The sequence below is a fragment of the Altericroceibacterium xinjiangense genome (assembly GCF_003958635.1).
Lineage (GTDB): Bacteria > Pseudomonadota > Alphaproteobacteria > Sphingomonadales > Sphingomonadaceae > Altericroceibacterium_A > Altericroceibacterium_A xinjiangense.
In genome coordinates, this window is sequence record NZ_RSEK01000001.1 from 275,588 (window position 1) to 293,781 (window position 18,194).

15 protein-coding genes are annotated in these 18,194 nt (G+C 66.5%); 5 read left to right on the forward strand and 10 right to left on the reverse strand.

The features are described 5' to 3' along the window. Positions 1-24: 24 nt before the first annotated feature. Together ELY13_RS14910 and clpB are read right to left on the reverse strand one after the other, a co-directional pair. Positions 25-189 (reverse strand): hypothetical protein, encoded by a 165-nt coding sequence (locus ELY13_RS14910; protein ID WP_164549673.1) that lies wholly within the window; start codon positions 187-189, stop codon positions 25-27. Positions 190-389: 200 nt separating this feature from the next. Further along, positions 390-2,999 carry an ATP-dependent chaperone ClpB gene (gene clpB / locus ELY13_RS01370; RefSeq protein WP_126172078.1) on the reverse strand — a complete coding sequence of 870 codons (2,610 nt, stop codon included), beginning with the start codon at positions 2,997-2,999 and terminating at the stop codon, positions 390-392. A gap of 307 nt (positions 3,000-3,306) precedes the next feature. On the opposite strand from clpB, the gene ELY13_RS01375 reads away from it, so the two are divergent. Further along, positions 3,307-6,186 (forward strand): M16 family metallopeptidase, encoded by a 2,880-nt coding sequence (locus ELY13_RS01375; RefSeq protein WP_126172079.1) that lies wholly within the window; start codon positions 3,307-3,309, stop codon positions 6,184-6,186. A 51-nt stretch (positions 6,187-6,237) separates the two neighbouring features. Here the strand turns inward: ELY13_RS01375 and ELY13_RS01380 are convergent, their stop codons facing one another. Both ELY13_RS01380 and gatB read right to left on the reverse strand, forming a co-directional pair. Further along, a complete protein-coding gene (locus ELY13_RS01380) occupies positions 6,238-6,552 on the reverse strand; it encodes a hypothetical protein (protein WP_126172080.1) in 315 nt (104 codons plus the stop codon). Between the two features lie 148 nt (positions 6,553-6,700). Further along, complete coding sequence (gene gatB / locus ELY13_RS01385) at positions 6,701-8,197, reverse strand: Asp-tRNA(Asn)/Glu-tRNA(Gln) amidotransferase subunit GatB (protein WP_126172238.1); 1,497 nt, start codon at positions 8,195-8,197, stop codon at positions 6,701-6,703. Positions 8,198-8,339: 142 nt separating this feature from the next. Between gatB and ELY13_RS01390 the strand changes: the two genes are divergently transcribed. After that, positions 8,340-9,446, forward strand: coding sequence for an acyltransferase family protein (locus tag ELY13_RS01390; RefSeq protein ID WP_277600615.1), 1,107 nt, complete (start codon positions 8,340-8,342; stop codon positions 9,444-9,446). Between the two features lie 18 nt (positions 9,447-9,464). On the opposite strand, the gene ELY13_RS01395 is transcribed toward ELY13_RS01390, so the two are convergent. Beyond that, a complete protein-coding gene (locus ELY13_RS01395) occupies positions 9,465-10,715 on the reverse strand; it encodes an acyltransferase family protein (protein WP_164549674.1) in 1,251 nt (416 codons plus the stop codon). A gap of 227 nt (positions 10,716-10,942) precedes the next feature. Between ELY13_RS01395 and ELY13_RS01400 the strand changes: the two genes are divergently transcribed. After that, complete coding sequence (locus ELY13_RS01400; RefSeq protein WP_164549675.1) at positions 10,943-11,947, forward strand: glycosyltransferase; 1,005 nt, start codon at positions 10,943-10,945, stop codon at positions 11,945-11,947. Positions 11,948-11,992: 45 nt separating this feature from the next. Here ELY13_RS01400 and gatA read toward each other — a convergent pair whose 3' ends face one another. From gatA to rpsU, 5 genes are all read right to left on the reverse strand, one after another. Further along, entirely contained in the window at positions 11,993-13,477 is a 1,485-nt protein-coding gene (gene gatA / locus ELY13_RS01405; RefSeq protein WP_126172084.1) for an Asp-tRNA(Asn)/Glu-tRNA(Gln) amidotransferase subunit GatA, read from the reverse strand. Then, a complete protein-coding gene (gatC, locus tag ELY13_RS01410; protein ID WP_126172085.1) occupies positions 13,477-13,779 on the reverse strand; it encodes an Asp-tRNA(Asn)/Glu-tRNA(Gln) amidotransferase subunit GatC in 303 nt (100 codons plus the stop codon). Before gatC ends, gatA begins: the two co-directional genes overlap by 1 nt. A 43-nt stretch (positions 13,780-13,822) precedes the next feature. After that, positions 13,823-15,520, reverse strand: coding sequence for a DUF4153 domain-containing protein (locus ELY13_RS01415; protein WP_126172086.1), 1,698 nt, complete (start codon positions 15,518-15,520; stop codon positions 13,823-13,825). 4 nt (positions 15,521-15,524) lie between these two features. Next, positions 15,525-16,100 (reverse strand): FKBP-type peptidyl-prolyl cis-trans isomerase, encoded by a 576-nt coding sequence (locus ELY13_RS01420; protein ID WP_126172087.1) that lies wholly within the window; start codon positions 16,098-16,100, stop codon positions 15,525-15,527. Positions 16,101-16,237: 137 nt separating this feature from the next. Beyond that, positions 16,238-16,444: a 30S ribosomal protein S21 gene (gene rpsU / locus ELY13_RS01425; protein WP_126172088.1), complete on the reverse strand. Its 207-nt coding sequence runs from the start codon at positions 16,442-16,444 to the stop codon at positions 16,238-16,240. A 214-nt stretch (positions 16,445-16,658) separates the two neighbouring features. On the opposite strand from rpsU, the gene crcB reads away from it, so the two are divergent. Both crcB and ELY13_RS01435 read left to right on the forward strand, forming a co-directional pair. Continuing rightward, positions 16,659-17,066: a fluoride efflux transporter CrcB gene (gene crcB / locus ELY13_RS01430; protein WP_126172089.1), complete on the forward strand. Its 408-nt coding sequence runs from the start codon at positions 16,659-16,661 to the stop codon at positions 17,064-17,066. Further along, on the forward strand, positions 17,063-18,190 hold the full coding sequence (locus ELY13_RS01435; protein WP_126172090.1) for an RluA family pseudouridine synthase: 1,128 nt from the start codon (positions 17,063-17,065) through the stop codon (positions 18,188-18,190). Before crcB ends, ELY13_RS01435 begins: the two co-directional genes overlap by 4 nt. Positions 18,191-18,194: the final 4 nt, after the last annotated feature.

Sequence of the window (18,194 nt, forward strand, 5' to 3'; positions counted from 1 at the left end):
GGTGCGCATCCGGGCGATGCGGTTTCAGTCCTGCTTGCGGTTCTGGTCGTTGGAGCCCGCTTGCTGCCGACCGGCGCCGCCCTGCTGGGTGCGCTGCCGTTCCTGCTGGCCACCGGCTTGCTGCTGGTTGCCGCTTTGCTTCTGGCCGCCTTGCTTCTGGCTGCCGCCCTGGTTTTTCTGCTGGTTCATTTCAGGCATCCTGTCATGCCCCCCGTTATTGGGTAGGCCCGACTTTTATACGCCTAATAAACCGCACCTTTTCTTTAATGCGGCAAGACGAAACCCCTGCAGGCCAGTACGCCGACAAGAAGACCCCAAAAGCCCCGAGATGCCGTTTCGCCCCTTGTTCGTGGCGACCCGCGTTGCGAGTCGCCACGAAGGGCAAATCGTCACTCGGCGGCTTCGGATTGTTTCCGGGCGCCTTCGATCTCGATCGCCAGTTGACCGTCGCCTTCGTCCACCTTGACCGTCGAGCCATCGGGGATTTCTCCGCCGAGCAGCCGTTCGGCCAGCGAGTCCTGCAAGTAGCGCTGGACCGCCCGTTTCAGCGGCCTTGCGCCGTAGACCGGATCGTACCCCACCCGGCCCAGCCAGCGGCGCGCCGCGTCGGTGAGGTCGAGCGTGATCTTGCGGTCCTTCAGCAGCTTCTGCACCCGGCCGACCTGGATATCGACGATCGGGGCCATGTGCTCCTGGCTCAGGCGGTGGAACAGGATGATCTCATCCAGGCGGTTGAGGAATTCGGGCCGGAAGTGTGCGCGGACGACGTCCATCACTTGCGGTTCCACATCCTCGACCGTCTGGTCATCCGTGATGCTCGAAAGGAACTGGCTGCCGAGATTGCTGGTGAGGATGATCAGGGTGTTCGAGAAATCGACCACCCGGCCTTGCCCGTCCGTCAGCCGCCCGTCATCGAGCACTTGCAGCAGGACGTTGAATACGTCGCTGTGCGCCTTCTCCACTTCGTCGAACAGCACGACCTGATAGGGGCGGCGCCGCACGGCCTCGGTCAGCACGCCGCCTTCCTCATAGCCGACATAGCCCGGAGGCGCGCCGATCAGGCGAGCGACGGCGTGCTTCTCCATGAATTCGCTCATGTCGATGCGGACCATCGCGCTGTCGTCATCGAACAGGAACCCGGCCAGCGCCTTGGTCAGCTCGGTCTTGCCGACGCCGGTCGGGCCAAGGAACAGGAAGCTGCCCAAGGGGCGGTTCGGGTCCTGGAGCCCGGCGCGGGCGCGGCGGACGGCCTTGGACACCGCCTCGACCGCTTGTTCCTGCCCGATCACCCGCTTGCCGATGATCTTTTCCATCTGCAGCAGCTTTTCGCGCTCTCCTTCCATCATCCGGTCGACCGGGATGCCGGTCCAGCGGCTGACGATGGAGGCGATGTCGTCTTCGGTCACTTCCTCGCGCAGCAAGGCGTTTTCGGACAAGGCCTGCGCATCGCGCAGCTGCTGTTCCAGTTGGGGAATGCGGCCATAGGACAATTCCCCCGCGCGGCCGAGATCGCCGGCGCGCTGCGCCTGCTCCAGCTCGATCCGCGCCTGGTCCAGCGCTTCCTTGATCTTGCTTTCGGCGGCGATCTTGTCCCGCTCATTCTGCCAGCGGGTGGTGACTTCGGCCGATTGCTGTTCAAGGTTGGCGAGTTCTTCCCGCAAGGCGGCGAGCCGGTCCTTCGAAGGCTGATCGTTTTCCTTCGCCAGCGCCGATTCCTCGATCTTGAGCTGGATGATCCGGCGGTCGAGCGCCTCGATTTCCTCGGGCTTCGATTCCACTTCCATCCGGATGCGGCTGGCGGCCTCGTCCATCAGGTCGATTGCCTTGTCGGGCAGGAAGCGGTCGGAGATGTAGCGGTTGGACAGGGTCGCCGCGGCAACCAGCGCGCCGTCGGTGATCCGCACGCCGTGGTGCAGTTCGTATTTCTCCTTCAGCCCGCGCAGGATGGAGACGGTGTCTTCCACGCTCGGCTCGCCCACGAACACCGGCTGGAAGCGGCGCTGCAGGGCGGCGTCCTTTTCGACGTACTTCTGGTATTCATCCAGCGTGGTCGCGCCGATGCAGTGCAGTTCGCCGCGCGCGAGGGCGGGCTTGAGCAGGTTGCCGGCGTCCATCGATCCTTCGGACGCGCCCGCGCCGATCAGCGTGTGCATCTCGTCGATGAACAGGATGATCTCGCCTTCCGCGCCCTTCACTTCATCGAGTACGGACTTCAGCCGCTCCTCGAATTCGCCGCGGTACTTCGCGCCCGCGATCAGGGAGCCCATGTCGAGCGCCATCAGCCGCCGATCCTTGAGGGAATCCGGCACGTCGCCGTTAGCGATGCGCAGGGCGAGCCCTTCGGCAATCGCCGTCTTGCCGACGCCGGGATCGCCGATCAGCACGGGGTTGTTCTTGGTCCGGCGGGCGAGGATCTGCACCGTGCGGCGGATTTCCTCATCCCGCCCGATCACCGGATCGAGCTTGCCGTCGCGCGCGGCCTGCGTCAGGTCGCGGGCGAATTTCTTCATCGCTTCGTAGGCGCTTTCCGCGTTGGCGCTATCGGCCGAACGCCCGCCGCGCAATTGCTCGATCGCGGAATTGAGCGCCTGCGGGGTAACGCCCGCGGTCTTCAGCGCCTGACCCGCCGCCGTGGTGGTGGCGAGGCTGAGCGCGACCAGCAGCCGCTCAACGGTAACATAGCTATCGCCGGCTTTCTGCGCGATCTGTTCCGCCTGGTCGAGCACGCGGACCGCGTCGTTGTCGAGCCCCGGGGTCGCCTGGGCGCCGCTGCCGGAGACGGCGGGGATCTTCGCCAGCGTCTTGTCGACTTGCGCCTGCGCTGCCTGCGCATCGCCGCCCGCGCGCTGGATCAGGCCCGATGCCATGCCTTCTGAGTCTTCCAGCAAGGCCTTCAGGATGTGGTCGGGCGAAATCCGCTGGTGATTCATGCGGATGGCGACGGTTTGCGCCGCCTGAAGGAAACCCTTGGCCCGGTCGGTAAATTTTTCGAGATTCATGAACTGCCCCTCAATATCTTTCCCAAACCAGATAGTGTTGCACATCTGCAACACAAGCCCTGCCCGTGCATTTTTCAGCCCGGCTTGCGCTGTTTGCGCCCGGCAAGGTGGTCCCCGCATTGCGCCAGCGCAATCCCTCGCCGCGGCATGCCGTATCGCTCCGCGAAAAAGGCGTTTGGGCGCGGGCGAACATTCGTTGGGCCGTCATGACGGATCGACGAACGGCTGTCGGCGTGCGGTGGCGCGTGCTAGACCGTAACAATCGTAACTGTCGCAACTTGCCCCTGAACTTTTTCGAGGTCCGCCGATGCGCACGCTCCTTCTCGCTTCCGCTCTCTCGCTTTCCCTCGCTTGTCCCGCCCCCGCGTTTGCCCAGCCGGCCGCGCCGGTGTCGGCGGTCACGCTGGCGGACCTTCAGGCCGCCCCGGTGGCCGAACTGGTGAACCGCGTCGACATTCCGTACGATCGCTTCACCCTGCCCAACGGGCTGACGGTTCTGGTGCACGAGGACCGCAAGGCGCCCGTTGTCGCGGTGTCGATGTGGTACGAGGTCGGATCGAAGAACGAGCCGCAGGGCAAGACCGGCTTTGCTCACTTGTTCGAGCACCTTATGTTCAACGGCTCCGAAAACGCGCCCGGCGATTTCTTCGAGCCGCTGCAGCAAGTCGGCGCGACCGATTTCAACGGCACGACGTGGTTCGACCGGACCAACTACTTCGAGACGGTGCCCACCGGCGCGCTGGATCTGGCGCTGTTCCTGGAAAGCGACCGCATGGGCCACTTGCTGGGCGCGGTGACGCAGGAAAAGCTCGATAACCAGATCGGCGTCGTCCAGAACGAGAAGCGCCAGGGCGACAACCAGCCTTACGGGCTGGTCGAGTACGAGCAGCTGGAAAATCTCTACCCGTCCGGCCATCCCTACCACCACTCCACCATCGGTTCGATGGAGGATCTGTCCAGCGCAACGCTGGAGGATGTCCGCCAGTGGTTCCAGGATCATTACGGTCCCAACAATGCCGTGCTGGTGCTGGCTGGAGACATCGACACCGCGACCGCGCGCGAAAAGGTGACGAAGTGGTTCGGCGAAATTCCGGCGGGCCCGGAAGTGGCGCCGGTATCCGCCCCGGTCCCGACGCTGGATGCGCCGCTATCGAAGACCATTCAGGATCAGGTCGCGACGACCCGCATCTATCGCTCCTGGGCGATCCCGGGGCTGGACAATCCGGACCACCTGCCGCTGCAGATGGCGAGCGCGGTGCTGGGCGGCCTCGCGAGTTCGCGGCTAGACAACACGCTGGTCCGGGGACAGGAAGTCGCCGTCGGGGTCAGCAGCAGCGCGGACACCTTCGCGCAGGCCGGGCAATTCGTGATCTATGCCGACGTGAAGCCGGGGGTCGATCCGGCCACCGTTGCCGCCGCGCTGGACCGGCAGATCGCCGATTTCATCGCCAACGGCCCCACGGCGGACGAACTGCAGCGGGCGAGCACCGTCTATGCATCCGGCCAGATCCGCGGCCTGGACGGGCTCGGCGGGTTTTCCGGCAAGGCGCCGACGCTGGCCGAAGGGCTGCTCTATCACGGCAATCCGGAAGCGTACAAAACCACCTTGCGCCGCGCCGCCTCCCTGACCCCGCAGGAAGTCCAGTCGGTAACCGCGCGCTGGCTGTCCCGCCCGGCGTTCTCCCTGACGGTAGAGCCCGGCACGCGGACCGAAGGCGGCGAGAACCGGGGCGGCTTCCGCACCGCGCCCGAACGGCACCCGGCCTACTACGCCGATCCGGCGCTGGGCATCGCGCCTTCCGGTCCCACGGCGGCGGTCGACCGGTCGCAAATGCCCGAAGTGGGCACGCTGAAGGCGCTCGATTTCCCCGATATCCAGCGGGCCACCCTCAGCAACGGGATGGAAGTCTACTTCGCCCGCCGCCCGGAAATCCCGACGGTCAATGTCCGGGTGGCCTTCGATGCCGGCTATGCCGCCGATCCGAAGGGCGCGCTGGGCACCCAGTCGCTGCTGCTGGAACTGATGGACGAAGGCACGGTCGCGCTCGACGCAACGGAGCTCGCGATCGCAAAGGAGCGGCTGGGCGCATCGATCGGCGGCATGGCCAATTCGGACACCACTTCCTTCCAGCTGAGCGCGGTGACGCCGAACCTTTCGCCTTCGCTGGAACTGCTGGCCGACTATATCCGCCATCCCGCGTTCAGCGCCGAGGCGCTGGAGCGCGTGCGTGCGCAGCAGGTCACCCGCATCCAGGCCGAGATGAAGGAGCCGTCCGCGATTGCGCAGCGGGCGCTGTTCCCGATCCTGTACGGCGCGCAGCATCCTTACGGCATTCCGCCGAGCGGGACCGGCGAGCTGGCGGTGGTCCAGCAGCTGAGCGCCGCCGATCTGGCCCGGTTCCACAACACCTGGCTGCGGCCGGACACCGCCCGCGTCTTCGTCGTCGGCGACACGACCCTGCCGGAAATCACCCGGCAGCTGGAACAGGCCTTCGGCGACTGGAAAGCGCCCGCCGCGCCTGCCCCGGAAAAGAACTTCGACGTCGCGATCCCGGCACCGCAGCAGCGAATCATCCTGATCGACCGGCCCGCATCTCCGCAGTCGGTGATCGTGGCCGGACGCGTGCTGGAGGAGAAAGGAACGGACGACCTCGTGGTGCTGGAAGCCGCGAACGACGTGCTGGGCGGCAACTTCCTTTCGCGCCTGAACATGGACCTGCGTGAGACCAAGGGCTGGTCCTACGGCGTGCGGAGCCTGATCCGCGCTCCGCTCGACCGGTCGAGCCTGCTGGTCTACGCCCCGGTCCAGGCCGACCGCACCGGAGATTCGATCGCCGCGCTGCGCGAACAGCTTGGCGCCTATGTCGGCGACAGGGGCACCACGCCCGCAGAGCTGCAGCGGCTGATCAACGGCAACGTGCGCGAACTGCCGGGCCGGTTCGAAACGTCTGGCGGCGTGCTGGAGGGCGTGGCCAATATCGTCACTTACGGGCGGCCGGACACGTATTACGAAACGCTGGCCGGGAAGTACCAGTCGCTGACGGCGGCGCAGCTCGACGCGATTGCACGGCGCGATTTCCTTGACCGGGAACTGGTGTTCGTGGTGGTCGGCGATGCGTCGGTGGTGCGCCCGCAGCTTGAAACCCTTGGCCTGCCGGTCGAGGTCAGGAGCGCCGGCGGCGAATAAGACCGTTCGGGCCCGGTGCGCGCCCAGTGCGCGAACGCATCGGGCCCGCGGCTAGCGCCCTTTTCGCGCTACCAGGAACAGGAACGTCGGCCAGAAGACGGTGTTGAGAATATCCAGCCAGGGCTCCATCGGCGTTTGCGCATTGTAGGAGAGCCGGTCGACACCCTCATTCAGGATGGCAAAGAAGTACACCAGCGCCAGCGGGATCGCCGACCGCATCTTCCGCCGCAGCAGCAGCGTCGAAAGCACGAAGATCAGCAGTCCGGCATGGACGTGCAGCAGATCTTCGGTGATCCCGGTTTCCTCGGAAAGCACGTTCTTCGCTTGGGTGTAGTAGGCCGTCAGCCCGGAAAACGTCTGCATCATCATCGGCTCATTCGCGAAAGGTAAGCGAGGCACCGTCCAGCCATGTTGGCCGGTCCGAGCCGAAAGAAGCACGCCCTTGCCCAGTCTGTACGGGCGGCGAGCCGGTGCCGGGCGGCTGAAGCAGCGCCCGGCCAACGGCGCGCTCTTTCTATCCCAGCTTCTGCTTCAGCAGTTCGTTGACCACCTGTGGGTTGCCCTTGCCCTGCATGGCCTTCATCGTCTGGCCGACGAAGAAGCCGAACAGCTTGTCCTTCCCGCCGCGGTATTCGGCGACCTTGTCAGGGTTGGCAGCCATCACTTCGTCGATCTTGGCTTCGATCGCGCCGGTGTCCGATTCCTGCTTCAGGCCTTCCCGATCGACGATCGCGGCCGCGTTGTCGCCGGTTTCGATCATCGTTTCGAGCACTTGCTTGGAGATGCTGCCCGAAATCGTGCCCGCGCCGACCAGCGCCAGCAATTCGCCGCCCTTTTCCGGCGTGACGGGGGAATTGTCGAGTTCCAGCCCTGCCTTGTTGAGCGCGCCGAACAAGTCGGAAATCAGCCAGTTGGCCGCCTGCTTGGCGACGTCGGCCGGCTGCTTGTCCTGCGCCTTGGCGGTTTCGCCCAGGAGCCGTTCGAACCAGCGGGCGGTCTCGACCTCCGCCGTCAGGACCGCGGCGTTGTAAGGCGACAGGCCGAGATCCTGTTCGTAGCGGCGGCGCTTGGCATCCGGCAGTTCCGGCAGCGAGGCGCGGCATTCGTCGAGGAATTCCTCCTCCAGTTCCAACGGCAGCAAGTCGGGATCGGGAAAGTAGCGGTAGTCGTGCGCGTCCTCTTTCGACCGCATCGAGCGAGTCGTCCCGGTGCCGGGATCGAACAGCCGGGTTTCCTGCACGATGCTGCCGCCGTCCTCGATCACGTCGACCTGACGGCGCGCCTCATGCTCGATCGCGGCCATCACGAAGCGGACGGAGTTGACGTTCTTCGTCTCGGTCCGGGTGCCGAGCTCTTCGCCGGGGCGGCGGACCGACACGTTCACGTCCGCGCGCATGGAGCCTTCCTCCATGTTGCCGTCGCAGCTTCCGACATAGCGCAGGATGGCGCGCAGCTTGCGCAAGTAGGCACCGGCTTCGGCGGGAGAGGTCATGTCCGGGCGGCTGACGATTTCCATCAGCGCGACGCCGGAGCGGTTGAGATCGACGTAGCTCATCGTCGGGTGCTGATCGTGCATCAGCTTGCCCGCGTCCTGCTCCACGTGAATCCGCTCGATCCCGATGACCTTGTCTTCGGGGATGCCGGCTTTTTCGTCCGCCTCGATCATCAGCGAGCCTTCGCCGACCAGCGGGTGGTAGAGCTGGCTGATCTGATAGCCCTGCGGAAGATCGGCGTAGAAGTAGTTCTTGCGGTCGAACCGGCTCCAGCGGTTGATCTGCGCGTCAATCGCCATGCCGGTGCGCACCGCCTGGCGGATGCATTCGCGGTTCGGGACCGGCAGCATTCCGGGCATGGCCGCGTCGATCAGGCTGACCTGCGTGTTCGGCTCCGCCCCGAAGGCAGTCGAGGCCGAGGAAAACAGCTTGGCGTTGCTGGTGACCTGCGCGTGGACTTCGAGGCCGATCACGACCTCCCATTCGCTGGTGGCGCCGTGGATGCGATAAGTGCTCATGCACCCTGCGATAAGCGCGATGCCCGGCCAAGCCAAGCGGGTAAAGCCGCGCGGCGTCACCCCGGTGATCGCTTGCGCTGCGACGGGCGGCGCGGCATAGCCATGAACGAGCGTCCTCACGTCCTGGCGTGGAGCAACCGAAGTGCAGCAGAGGACGAGCGAACGCTTCACGGGCCTGGACCTGCTCCGCGGTCTGGCCGCTATGGCTATCCTGATATACCATTTCCCCTGGCACGCGGGAGGGACGCAGCCCCTGCCCCGGGCCTATCTCGCGGTAGACGTGTTCTTCGTGCTGAGCGGGTTCGTGATCGCCCATTCGTACCAGCCGCGGCTGAACACGGGCATGACCTTCCGCGCGTTCTGCCTTGCGCGGGCAATCCGGCTTTATCCGCTGTATGCCGCCGCGACGCTTCTGGCGGCGGCGTATTTTCTCAGCCCGATCGTGCAGGGGAAAGAGGGAGGCGGGACACTGACCGAGTGGATCGGCAGCGTTGCCACCGCCATCGCCTTCCTGCCGACTCCGCAGGAGTGGTCGCTCGACCCGGCCAGCCCGTTCGCGCTGAACCTGGCGGCGTGGTCGCTGTTTTGGGAACTGGTGATTAACGTGCTGTTCGCGCTGGTTGCGCTTCGGCTGGGGACGCGGCTGTTTCCGGCGTTCCTCCTGCTGGGGGCGGCAGGGCTGGTCTGGTACGCGCAGCAGGCCGGAAGCGGCAGCGTGGGATGGGAATGGACCACCTTTTGGGGCGGAGGAGCGCGGGCGCTGTTCGGCTTCTTCGCGGGCTGGGCCCTGCATCGGTCGCGCGAAAGCCGGCCCGCGCCCCGGCTGCCGGGCTGGATGCTGGGCGCGGTTCTGGTCGCCTCCTTCCTGCCGGGTGCAAGAGCCGTGCCATGGCAGTATGATGTGATCTGCCAGATGGCTCTTTACCCGGCGATCGTCTGGCTTGGGGCGGAAGCGGTCAGCGGTCCCGGCGTGCGCGCGGGCGGCAACTTCCTCGCCTACGTTTCATACCCGGTGTACGTCCTGCATATCCCGCTGATGACAGTGCTGATCATCCTGCTGGACAAGGCAACGGGTCAGCCGATTGGCGAATTCCCGATCCCGCACCTTGCGCTTTACCTGACGTTCGTGATCATCACCTCGTGGATTGCCGCGCGCTGGCTGGATGAGCCTGCCCGCAAGTGGCTTCGCCGGCTTTTCCTGCCATCGCAGCCGTCCCTGCCCGTTCTTCCTTCGCCCGCTGCCCCCTGAGACTGGACGGCTGCAGCGCTACATCGTCGGCGCAACGGCCTCCGCGCGCCCGGCGCCCATGCTTTTCGCCTTGCGCCGCGACCAGTCCCGCGCCGGACTTTCGATGAAGCGCCAGGTCAGCCAGGCGGCCGGGACCGTCAAGGCCATGACGGCAAGAGCGGGGAGGTCGGCCAGAACCGAAGGACCGGCCACCTGCCAAACATCCACTCCATCGCGCTGGACGAGCGTCAGCACGCCCACCAGCGCCAGAACGTCGATCGCCCGGTTCACCACCTCCACATGGACAAGGTAGATCGAGAAGGAGAGCACCCCGAGCCAGATCATCGGCGTCGTCCGCAGCACGCGGGAAATCACCCCTCGCTCCGCCGCGAAGATCAGGATGGCGAGGAAGAACAGCGGGTCCGCCATCGCCGGATTGACGCTGTCCGACATCAGCTGGAGCAGTGCGACGATCGCCGCGAGGATGGCGCATTCCGCCAGCGATGCCGCGCCGCGGGACAGCCGCGCCGCCCGGCCCGCAAGGTAACGGCTCCAGACCTGCCAGGCGGCGATGCCAAGGCCGAACCCGGCGACACCACGCATCAGGCCGATGCTGATCGGCGTCGCCCAGACGTCCAGTCCGCTTACCAGCAGCGCCAGCGAGCCGATTGCACACGCCAGCGCGATGAGCCAGGCCTTCGTCCCTGCCCGTGCCCAGACCAGCGCCATCGCCAGATAGAGCCAGATCTCGATCGAGATGCTCCAGCTCGGGAAGTTCCAGTCGAACGGATTCGGCTCAAGAAATCCGTGAAGCAGCAGGAGTTGGAGGAAAAACGAGGGGAGCGGGTGCGTCTCGTCGAACGCAGGGTGGTCCAGCAGCCCGACGCGCTGCAGCAGCAGGAAGGCGACTTGCGCGGCAAACATCAGGATCAGCAGCGCGAAGTGCAGCGGATAGATCCGCCCCAGCCGGAGAAGCGCGTAGTGCCGGATCGAAAAGCCCGCCTGAAGCTTCTGCCCATAGGCCCCGGCGATGACGAAACCCGACAGGATGAAGAAGAAATCGACCGCCAGCCAGCCGTTGCGGATGAACGCCGACTGGATCAGCGCGCCGCCGAACTCCATGTGAAAGCCGACCACCATCAGCGCCGCGATTCCGCGAAGGGAATCAAGCGCGACGAACCGGCCGGAATCCGGCTCCCGCGCCACAAGGGCGGGATCGGGGGAAGAACGGAAGATGACCTTCCCGATCCGGCGTATCTTGCCGGGAAGGCGGCTGAGGGATCGCTTCATGTCTGCCGATCCTCCCGCCACCTGTTCAACCCGAGGGGCAGCGTAGCGGCCAAGGGTCTGCGGGTCACGCGCCATCAATGCCCCAGGCACGTGGCGGGACCTCCGGCCGGATAAACAGATCCGCCGCCCCCGACAGTCGTTTTCTCACGCCTTCCCGGTCGGCCGGGAATTCCATGGGCTTCGAAACCGCTCTAGGCTGACGGATGGCTGCCCGCTGGAGACCTTGCGTGACCCTGCCCCCGAACGATCCGCCCTTGTCCGTCCTCCTGAGCGCGCACAACGCCGAAGCTTTCCTGGACGAAGCCATCGAGAGCGTTCTGGCGCAGGATTTCCCCGCGTTCGAATTCCTGATCCTGGACGACGGATCACAGGACGCGACGCGCGCAATCGCAGAAGGCTATGCCGCGCGCGATGCCCGCATCCGCGTCATCGCCGGGGATCACCGGGGGCTGGTGGACGGCCTCAACCGCCTGCTGGAGGAAGCCCGGGCGCCGATCGTTGCCCGGTTCGATGCCGATGACATCTGCCACCCGCAGCGGTTTTCAAGGCAGATGCAATTCCTGGAAGCCCATCCGGATCACGGGCTGGTCGGCTGTGAGACCGATCAGATCGATTCGACCGGCGCGCCGCGCCCGGATGTGGAATACGGCTGGGTTCACGATCATGAGGAGATCGTACGCTGCCTGCCGCTGTGGTCGCCTCTGGTCCATCCGGCGGTGATGATGCGGCGGGACGTGGTCCGGGAAGCGGGCGGTTACCGCCGCGCCTATCGCCGGGCGGAAGATTACGACTTATGGCTGCGGCTTTCGACGCGCACGAAGCTGGCCAATTTGCCCGAACGGCTGCTTTGGTACCGGGTCCACCCCGGGCAAGTGGGTGAAAAGCACCTGGTCGAACAAGTCCGGGCCGCCGCCACCGCCTTGCTGGCGCACCGACAGCGGCTTTCGGGCAAGCCGGACCCCACCGAAGGGCTCGCTTCGCTGCCGCCGACCGCGGCGCTCGATGCCCTGTTCGGCCCCGGCTCCGCGGCCTTCGTCAACCAGCGGGTGTTCGAGGAAGTTCTTTACGTGCCCGGAGAACTCGCGGGCGCGGGATGGGATGCGGCGCTTGCCCATGCCGCCGCATCGCGCGACCGCCGCCCGCTTTGGCGCGTAGCGACGCGGCTGCTGCGGGCGGGGCATCCGGCCAAGGCGGGACGCTTCGCCGCCGCGCTGCTGATGCCGCGCGCCTGAGCTTCGGATCCGGCTGGCGTGGAGGGTTACCCAGCCGCGCGGCGGTTACCACCAGGTGTCCGGACGGGCGGTGAACCCGGCGCGCTGCTCGATCGCGAGGCCGGCGTTGAGCACGCCTTGTTCGTCGAACGTGCGGCCGATGATCTGCAGGCCGAGCGGCAAGCCATCCCGGTTCAGCCCCGCCGGAACCGACATCGCCGGGAGCCCGGCCAGGCTGGCGGGCACGGCGAACACGTCGTTGAGGTACATCGACAGCGGATCGTCGGTCTTTTCGCCGAGCGCGAAGGCAGCGGTCGGCGCGGTGGGGGCAAGGATCACGTCGCACTGGGCGAACGCGAGTTCGAAGTCCCGGGCAATCAGCGTGCGGACCTTCTGCGCCTGGGTGTAATAGGCATCGTAGAAGCCGGCCGACAGCACATAGGTGCCGATCAGGATGCGGCGCTTGACCTCGGCCCCGAATCCTTCGGCCCGGGTGGCGGCGTACATGTCCTGCAGGTTCGCCTTTTCCGGCAGTTCCCGCAGGCCGTACCGCACCCCGTCATAGCGAGCGAGGTTGGACGAAGCTTCGGCCGGGGCGATGATGTAGTAGGCGGGCAGCGCGTACTTGGTGTGCGGCAGGCTGATCTCCACCACTTCGGCGCCTGCGTCCTTCAGCCACTGCGCTCCGCGATCCCAGCTTTCCGCGACATCGGCATCCATCCCGTCCATCCGGTATTCGCGCGGGATGCCGACGCGCTTGCCCTTCAGGTCTGCGTCGAGGTGCTTTTCCCATTCCGGCACCGGCAGGTCCAGGCTGGTCGAATCCTTCGGATCGAACCCGGCCATTGCTTCCAGCATGATCGCGCAGTCGGTGACGTCGCGCGCCATCGGCCCCGCCTGGTCCAGCGAGGACGCGAAGGCGACGATGCCCCAGCGCGAGCAGCGGCCGTATGTCGGCTTGATCCCGGTGATCCCGGTGAACGCGGCGGGCTGGCGGATCGATCCGCCGGTGTCCGTCCCCGTCGCTGCCGGGGCGAGCCGCGCCGCGACCGCCGCCGAGCTGCCGCCGGACGATCCGCCCGGGGCCATCTGCGCATTGCCGCCGCTGCGGCGCCACGGGTTGACGACGTTGCCGAAGTGGCTCGTCTCGTTGGAGGAGCCCATCGCGAACTGATCGAGATTGAGCTTGCCGAGCATGCCCGCGCCCGCTTCCCACAGCTTTGCGGAAACGGTGCTTTCGTATTCGGGCGTGAAGCCTTCCAGCATGTGGCTGGCGGCGGTGGTCTGCACCCCGCGCGTGGCGAACAAGTCCTTCATCCCGATCGGGACGCCGGCCATCTTGCCCAGCGGCTTGCCGGCGGCGCGATCGGCATCGACCTTGTCGGCGGCTTCAAGAGCGCGTTCGGGCGTGGCGACGATGAACGCGTTCAGCGCCCCTTGCGCGGCGGCAACGTTGGCGTTGAAGCCTTCGGCCACTTCGCGCGCGGTAAAATCGCCCGAGGCGACGCCGTCGCGGATCGCCTTGACGCCAAGCTGTGTCAGGTCGGTCATTATTCGATCACCTTCGGGACGGCGAAGAAACCGTGTTCGGCCGCGGGCGCGTTGGCGAGCACCTTGTCGCGCACGCCGCCGCCGGTCAGCGGATCGGCGTTCATCTCGTCTTCGCGCAGGCGCAGGCGCTGCGGGATCACCGCCGTCATCGGCTCCACGCCGCTGACGTCGACTTCCCCCAGCTGCTCCACCCAGTTCAGGATGTTGTTCAGCTCCGGCACCATGGTGTCGAGCTCTTCCTCGCTCATGCTGATCCGCGCCAGCGAGGCGATCTTGGCTACGGTTTTTCTATCGACCGACATGGCGAGCGCGTTAGCTGGGGCGAAGCTTCGCTTCAAGCGAATGCTACTTGAAAGGCTCCCCGATCGGGCGGCCGTCGACATAGATCTGCCGCCCATCGAACGGACGGACTTCCACGCGCGGCTCGTCTCCGGTTTGCACCCGCCGCGGCGGCAACGGCGGCGGCAAGCTGGCCACGATCCCATCGGCTTGAAGCACGAGCTGCTCCACCCGGTCCCCCTGCACCAGCGCGATGCGCCGCCCCTTTGCGCTCGGCCCGAGATCGAGCGCGGTGCACGTCCGCACGCATTCCCACGGCTGGGCATCGATATAGGCTTCGACCGCGGCGCGCAGGCGCGGATCGCCCGACTGGATGCGCAGATTGGCCCGCCGCTGCCGCCGCTCCACCGCGGCTTCGTCTCGCACGCGGAACGGGCGCTGCTTCTGCGCCAGCGCCTGCCGGGCCGCGCCGGCGATCCGGGGGTCGCCTGAAGCCGCCAGCCGGGTCAGCGCCGCCCGGCCTGCGTTGCCGAAATCCCAGCGCAGCGCCGAAAAGTCGAACCGTTCTGCATCGACTTCACCCGACGTGAGCCGCTCGATCTGGCTGGCGGTCGCGATTCGACCGAAATCGAGGATTGGCAGCGCCAGCAGGATCGCCAGCGCAAACGTGAACAGCACAAGCTCAAAGGTCGCGCGGCGAAAGGCGGCGGGCCAGCCGTTCCACCGCCCGCGGATGACGGCCACCCAGCACCCCACCCCGACCGCGCAGGCGACGACGATCGCGGCAAGGCCCCACAAGCGCTCCGGCGTCAGGCCATGCTGGGTCACGCGCACGATCATCGACGCCGCCGCGAATGCGCTGAGCGGCAGGATTCCGATCACCAGGGCCAGCCCGGCGATTCGCATGACGAGGGAGGAACTGGCCGCCGCATCGTCCTGCCGCACGATCGCATGCGCCAGCACAAAGGCGCCCGCCGCGCTGACCAGCAGGATCGGAGTGGCGCTGGCGGTCGCGCTCCACAGCACTTCCGGCCCGGAAAGCGCGGTCGCCAGCAGGAACAGCACCAGCGCGAAGGCGAGCGGGACCGCCAGCAGCGAAAGCACCAGCAGCACGACGGCCTGCAACGTCCCGATGACTTTCAGCTGGTTGCGGAGCACGCCCAGCGCGGCGCCGAACGCGATCCCGCTGACCGTCCATGCGAACCAGCCCCGGCCCAGCAGGTTTTCCAGCAAGTCGATCTGCAGCAGCACGAACAAGGCCGCCAGCATCAGCAGCACGGCCCACGCGATCCCGGTGAACAGCAACGCGCCCCCGGCGCTGACCGCATCGGTCCAGACGTGGAAGTGGATTGCCGCGTAGGGCGTCATCAGGCGCATGCGGTGGAAGCGGGCCTGGAACAGCGGCACGGCCAGCACGACGGCGAGAACCCCGGCGGCAAAGGCGAACGGCGTGTTCGCTCGCGCTTCGTAGAATGCGACCGCATACCCGGCGAGCGCGGCCATCAGCAGGCCGACCGCGCCCGAGAAGATCGCCGGTTCGCGCCAGTTTTCCCGGTCGAGCGTGAATGCGGCCGCCAGCGCGCCGAACAGGACGAACGCGGCCATGGCGGCGCGAATCGGGGATTCGATTTCCCCGTTGCTGAACAAGTGGATCAGCAGCCCGGCCAGACCGAGCAAACCGGCAAGCAGCCAGGGCCGCAGCGGCCAGTCGGTCAGGATCGGCGCTTCGGGAAAGGCGGGAGATGCCGTTGCAGCGCCCGCCATCCGGTTACTGCCCCATGCCCGGAACGGCGCCGGGAACTGCGCCCGGGACCATGCCCGGAGGCATACCGGGAACCGCACCCTGCTGCTGGAGCTGCTGCATCATCTGCTGCTGCCGCATCATTTGCATGATCTCTTCGCGGCTGCGGAATTCCAGCAGGCGAACTTCGAATGTCAGGTCGGTGTCGGGCGGGATCGGCCCGCTGCCTTGGGCACCGTAGGCCTGATCGGCGGGAATCACGATGCGGTAGCGTCCGCCCGGCTGCATGTGCTGCAGCGCGGTGGCGAAACCGGGCACCACGCCGCTGACTTCCATCGGCACGCCCTGGTTCTGGTCGAACACGGTGCCGTCGGGCAGCGTGCCCATGTAGTCGATCAGCGCGATATCGGTGGCGGTCGGGCTGTCGCCCTCCCCTTCCTCAAGCGTGACGATGCGCACGCCGCCGTCGAGCAGATCGTATTCCGGCGCGGCAGCCCAGGCGAGGCCCGCGGCCAGCAACACGGCAAGAGCGATGCCGAGCCACAGCTTGGTCAGCGAACCGCTGCGAATCGGTTGAAGCGGGACGCGGGTGACTTCGGTCATGGATATTCCTGGTTAAGCTGGCCTGATGCGCGAAAGGCGCGGGGGATACCCCGCGCCTTTTGGCGTATCGTTCGGCCGCATTCAAGCGGGATGGATGCCTGCGGCCAAGGCCCCGGCTGGCGGGGCGAAGGCGTGTCCTACTTGGCGCCGTCGCGTTCGGCGCGCTTGCGTTCCAGCTTGCGGGCGCGGCGCACGGCGGCGGCCTTTTCCCGGGCGCGCTTCTCGCTCGGCTTTTCATAGTGGCGGCGCAGCTTCATCTCGCGATACACGCCTTCCCGCTGCAGTTTCTTCTTCAGCGCGCGGAGGGCCTGTTCAACATTGTTATCGCGGACGACGATCTGCATAAAAGTAAGCCACCTTTCGAATTCGTTTAATATCGGTTGGAAATGCCTGCCGCACACCGAAGGGTATCGTGCGCGAATCGGCATGTAACCAACGAAAGAGGTACCGAATCCCTTTCGGATCGGCCCTGACCGGCGCCCACTAGGCCAAATCTGGGGCAAAGGCAAGGATATCCGGCCTTTGCGAACGGCAGCCCGCCCGGCTAAGGCGTTGGCGATGGAATCCACCACTCCCTTCCTCGCTTCGCTGCACGTTGCGGTCGGCGGCGGCCTTGGTGCGCTGATGCGCTACCAGCTTGGCCGGATGCTGTCCGGCTGGCTTGGCCCGGGCACTGTTGCCGCATTCCCGTGGGCAACGCTGACCGCGAATGTCCTCGGCAGCCTTGGCATGGGCCTGCTGGCCGGGTTCCTTGCCCGGTACGGTTCGGGGAACGAGCAGGCCCGGCTGTTCCTGGGGATCGGCCTGCTCGGCGGGTTTACCACCTTTTCCTCTTTCAGCCTGGAAATGATGCTGCTGATCGAACGCGGCCAGGGGCCGCTCGCGTTCCTGTACGCCGCAATCTCGCTGCTCGTGGGGCTGACCGCGCTTTATATCGGCCTGATCGTGATGAGGATTGCAGGATGAACTCGCCGAAACAAGACGATCGGGCACAGGACGACAAGGTCCGCCAGTTCACCGTCGCTGCCGACGATGACGGCATCCGGCTGGACCGCTGGTTCAAGCGGCACTTGCCGCAGATCGGCTTTGCCACCGTGTCCCGCTGGGCGCGGACCGGGCAGATCCGGGTCGACGGCGGCCGGGCCAAGCCGGAAGACCGGCTGGCCACCGGGCAAGTCGTGCGCGTGCCGCCGGGGGGAGAAAACACCGCCCCCGCCCCGCGCACTCGCAAACCGCTGACCGAAGAAGAGATCGCCAGCGCCGAGGCGATGGTGATCGAGAAAACCCGCGCCGCGATCGTGCTCAACAAGCCGCCCGGTCTCGCGACCCAAGGCGGCACCAAGACGCACAGCCACGTCGACGGGCTGCTCGATGCCTATGTCGGCGACGATGAGCCGCGCCCCCGCCTGGTCCACCGGCTGGACAAGGACACCAGCGGCGTGCTGCTCGTTGCCCGCACGCCCGGCAGCGCGGCGTTTTTCTCCAAGCGGTTCTCCGGCCGATCGGCGAAGAAGGTTTACTGGGCGCTGGTGGTGGGCGTGCCCGACTTGTCCGAAGGCCTGATCGAGGCTTCGCTTGCCAAGCAGCCCGGCACCGGGGGCGAGAAGATGCATGTCGACGAGGAGAACGGCCAGCCGGCGAAGACACGCTATCGCGTCGTCGACCGCGCCGGCAACCGCGCCGCCTGGGTCGAGCTTCACCCGCTGACCGGTCGCACGCACCAACTGCGCGTCCACATGGCAGCGATCGGCCACCCGATCGTGGGCGATGGCAAGTACGGCGGACAGGACGCGTTCCTCACCGGCACGATCAGCCGCAAGATGCATCTCCACGCCCGGCGGCTGGTGATCGACAGCCCCGACGGCAAGATTGACGTCACCGCTGAATTGCCCGAGCATTTCGCCGCGAGCATGGAGAACCTCGGCTTCGATCCCGCGATTGGCGACGCGCTGCCCGACCAGGCCCCGCCTCCCCCCGGCCGGGAAGCGAAGAAGCAGGCTGCTCGCAAGCACGCGAAGGAATACCGCAAGGCCCGCCGGGGCGAACGGCGGCAGCGCAGCGGCGGCCCGGCGAACCGCGGCCGATCGTAAAGGG

Bases quoted from the DNA above. Each gene is read 5' to 3' on its own strand.
- ELY13_RS01420 (WP_126172087.1), bottom strand. From the start codon at position 16,100: ATGACCGAAGTCACCCGCGTCCCGCTTCAACCGATTCGCAGCGGTTCG.
- ELY13_RS14910 (WP_164549673.1), bottom strand. From the start codon at position 189: ATGAACCAGCAGAAAAACCAGGGCGGCAGCCAGAAGCAAGGCGGCCAG.
- ELY13_RS01380 (WP_126172080.1), bottom strand. From the start codon at position 6,552: ATGATGCAGACGTTTTCCGGGCTGACGGCCTACTACACCCAAGCGAAG.
- crcB (WP_126172089.1), top strand. From the start codon at position 16,659: ATGGAATCCACCACTCCCTTCCTCGCTTCGCTGCACGTTGCGGTCGGC.
- ELY13_RS01375 (WP_126172079.1), top strand. From the start codon at position 3,307: ATGCGCACGCTCCTTCTCGCTTCCGCTCTCTCGCTTTCCCTCGCTTGT.
- gatA (WP_126172084.1), bottom strand. From the start codon at position 13,477: ATGACCGACCTGACACAGCTTGGCGTCAAGGCGATCCGCGACGGCGTC.
- ELY13_RS01415 (WP_126172086.1), bottom strand. From the start codon at position 15,520: ATGGCGGGCGCTGCAACGGCATCTCCCGCCTTTCCCGAAGCGCCGATC.
- gatB (WP_126172238.1), bottom strand. From the start codon at position 8,197: ATGAGCACTTATCGCATCCACGGCGCCACCAGCGAATGGGAGGTCGTG.
- rpsU (WP_126172088.1), bottom strand. From the start codon at position 16,444: ATGCAGATCGTCGTCCGCGATAACAATGTTGAACAGGCCCTCCGCGCG.
- ELY13_RS01435 (WP_126172090.1), top strand. From the start codon at position 17,063: ATGAACTCGCCGAAACAAGACGATCGGGCACAGGACGACAAGGTCCGC.
- clpB (WP_126172078.1), bottom strand. From the start codon at position 2,999: ATGAATCTCGAAAAATTTACCGACCGGGCCAAGGGTTTCCTTCAGGCG.
- ELY13_RS01395 (WP_164549674.1), bottom strand. From the start codon at position 10,715: ATGAAGCGATCCCTCAGCCGCCTTCCCGGCAAGATACGCCGGATCGGG.
- gatC (WP_126172085.1), bottom strand. From the start codon at position 13,779: ATGTCGGTCGATAGAAAAACCGTAGCCAAGATCGCCTCGCTGGCGCGG.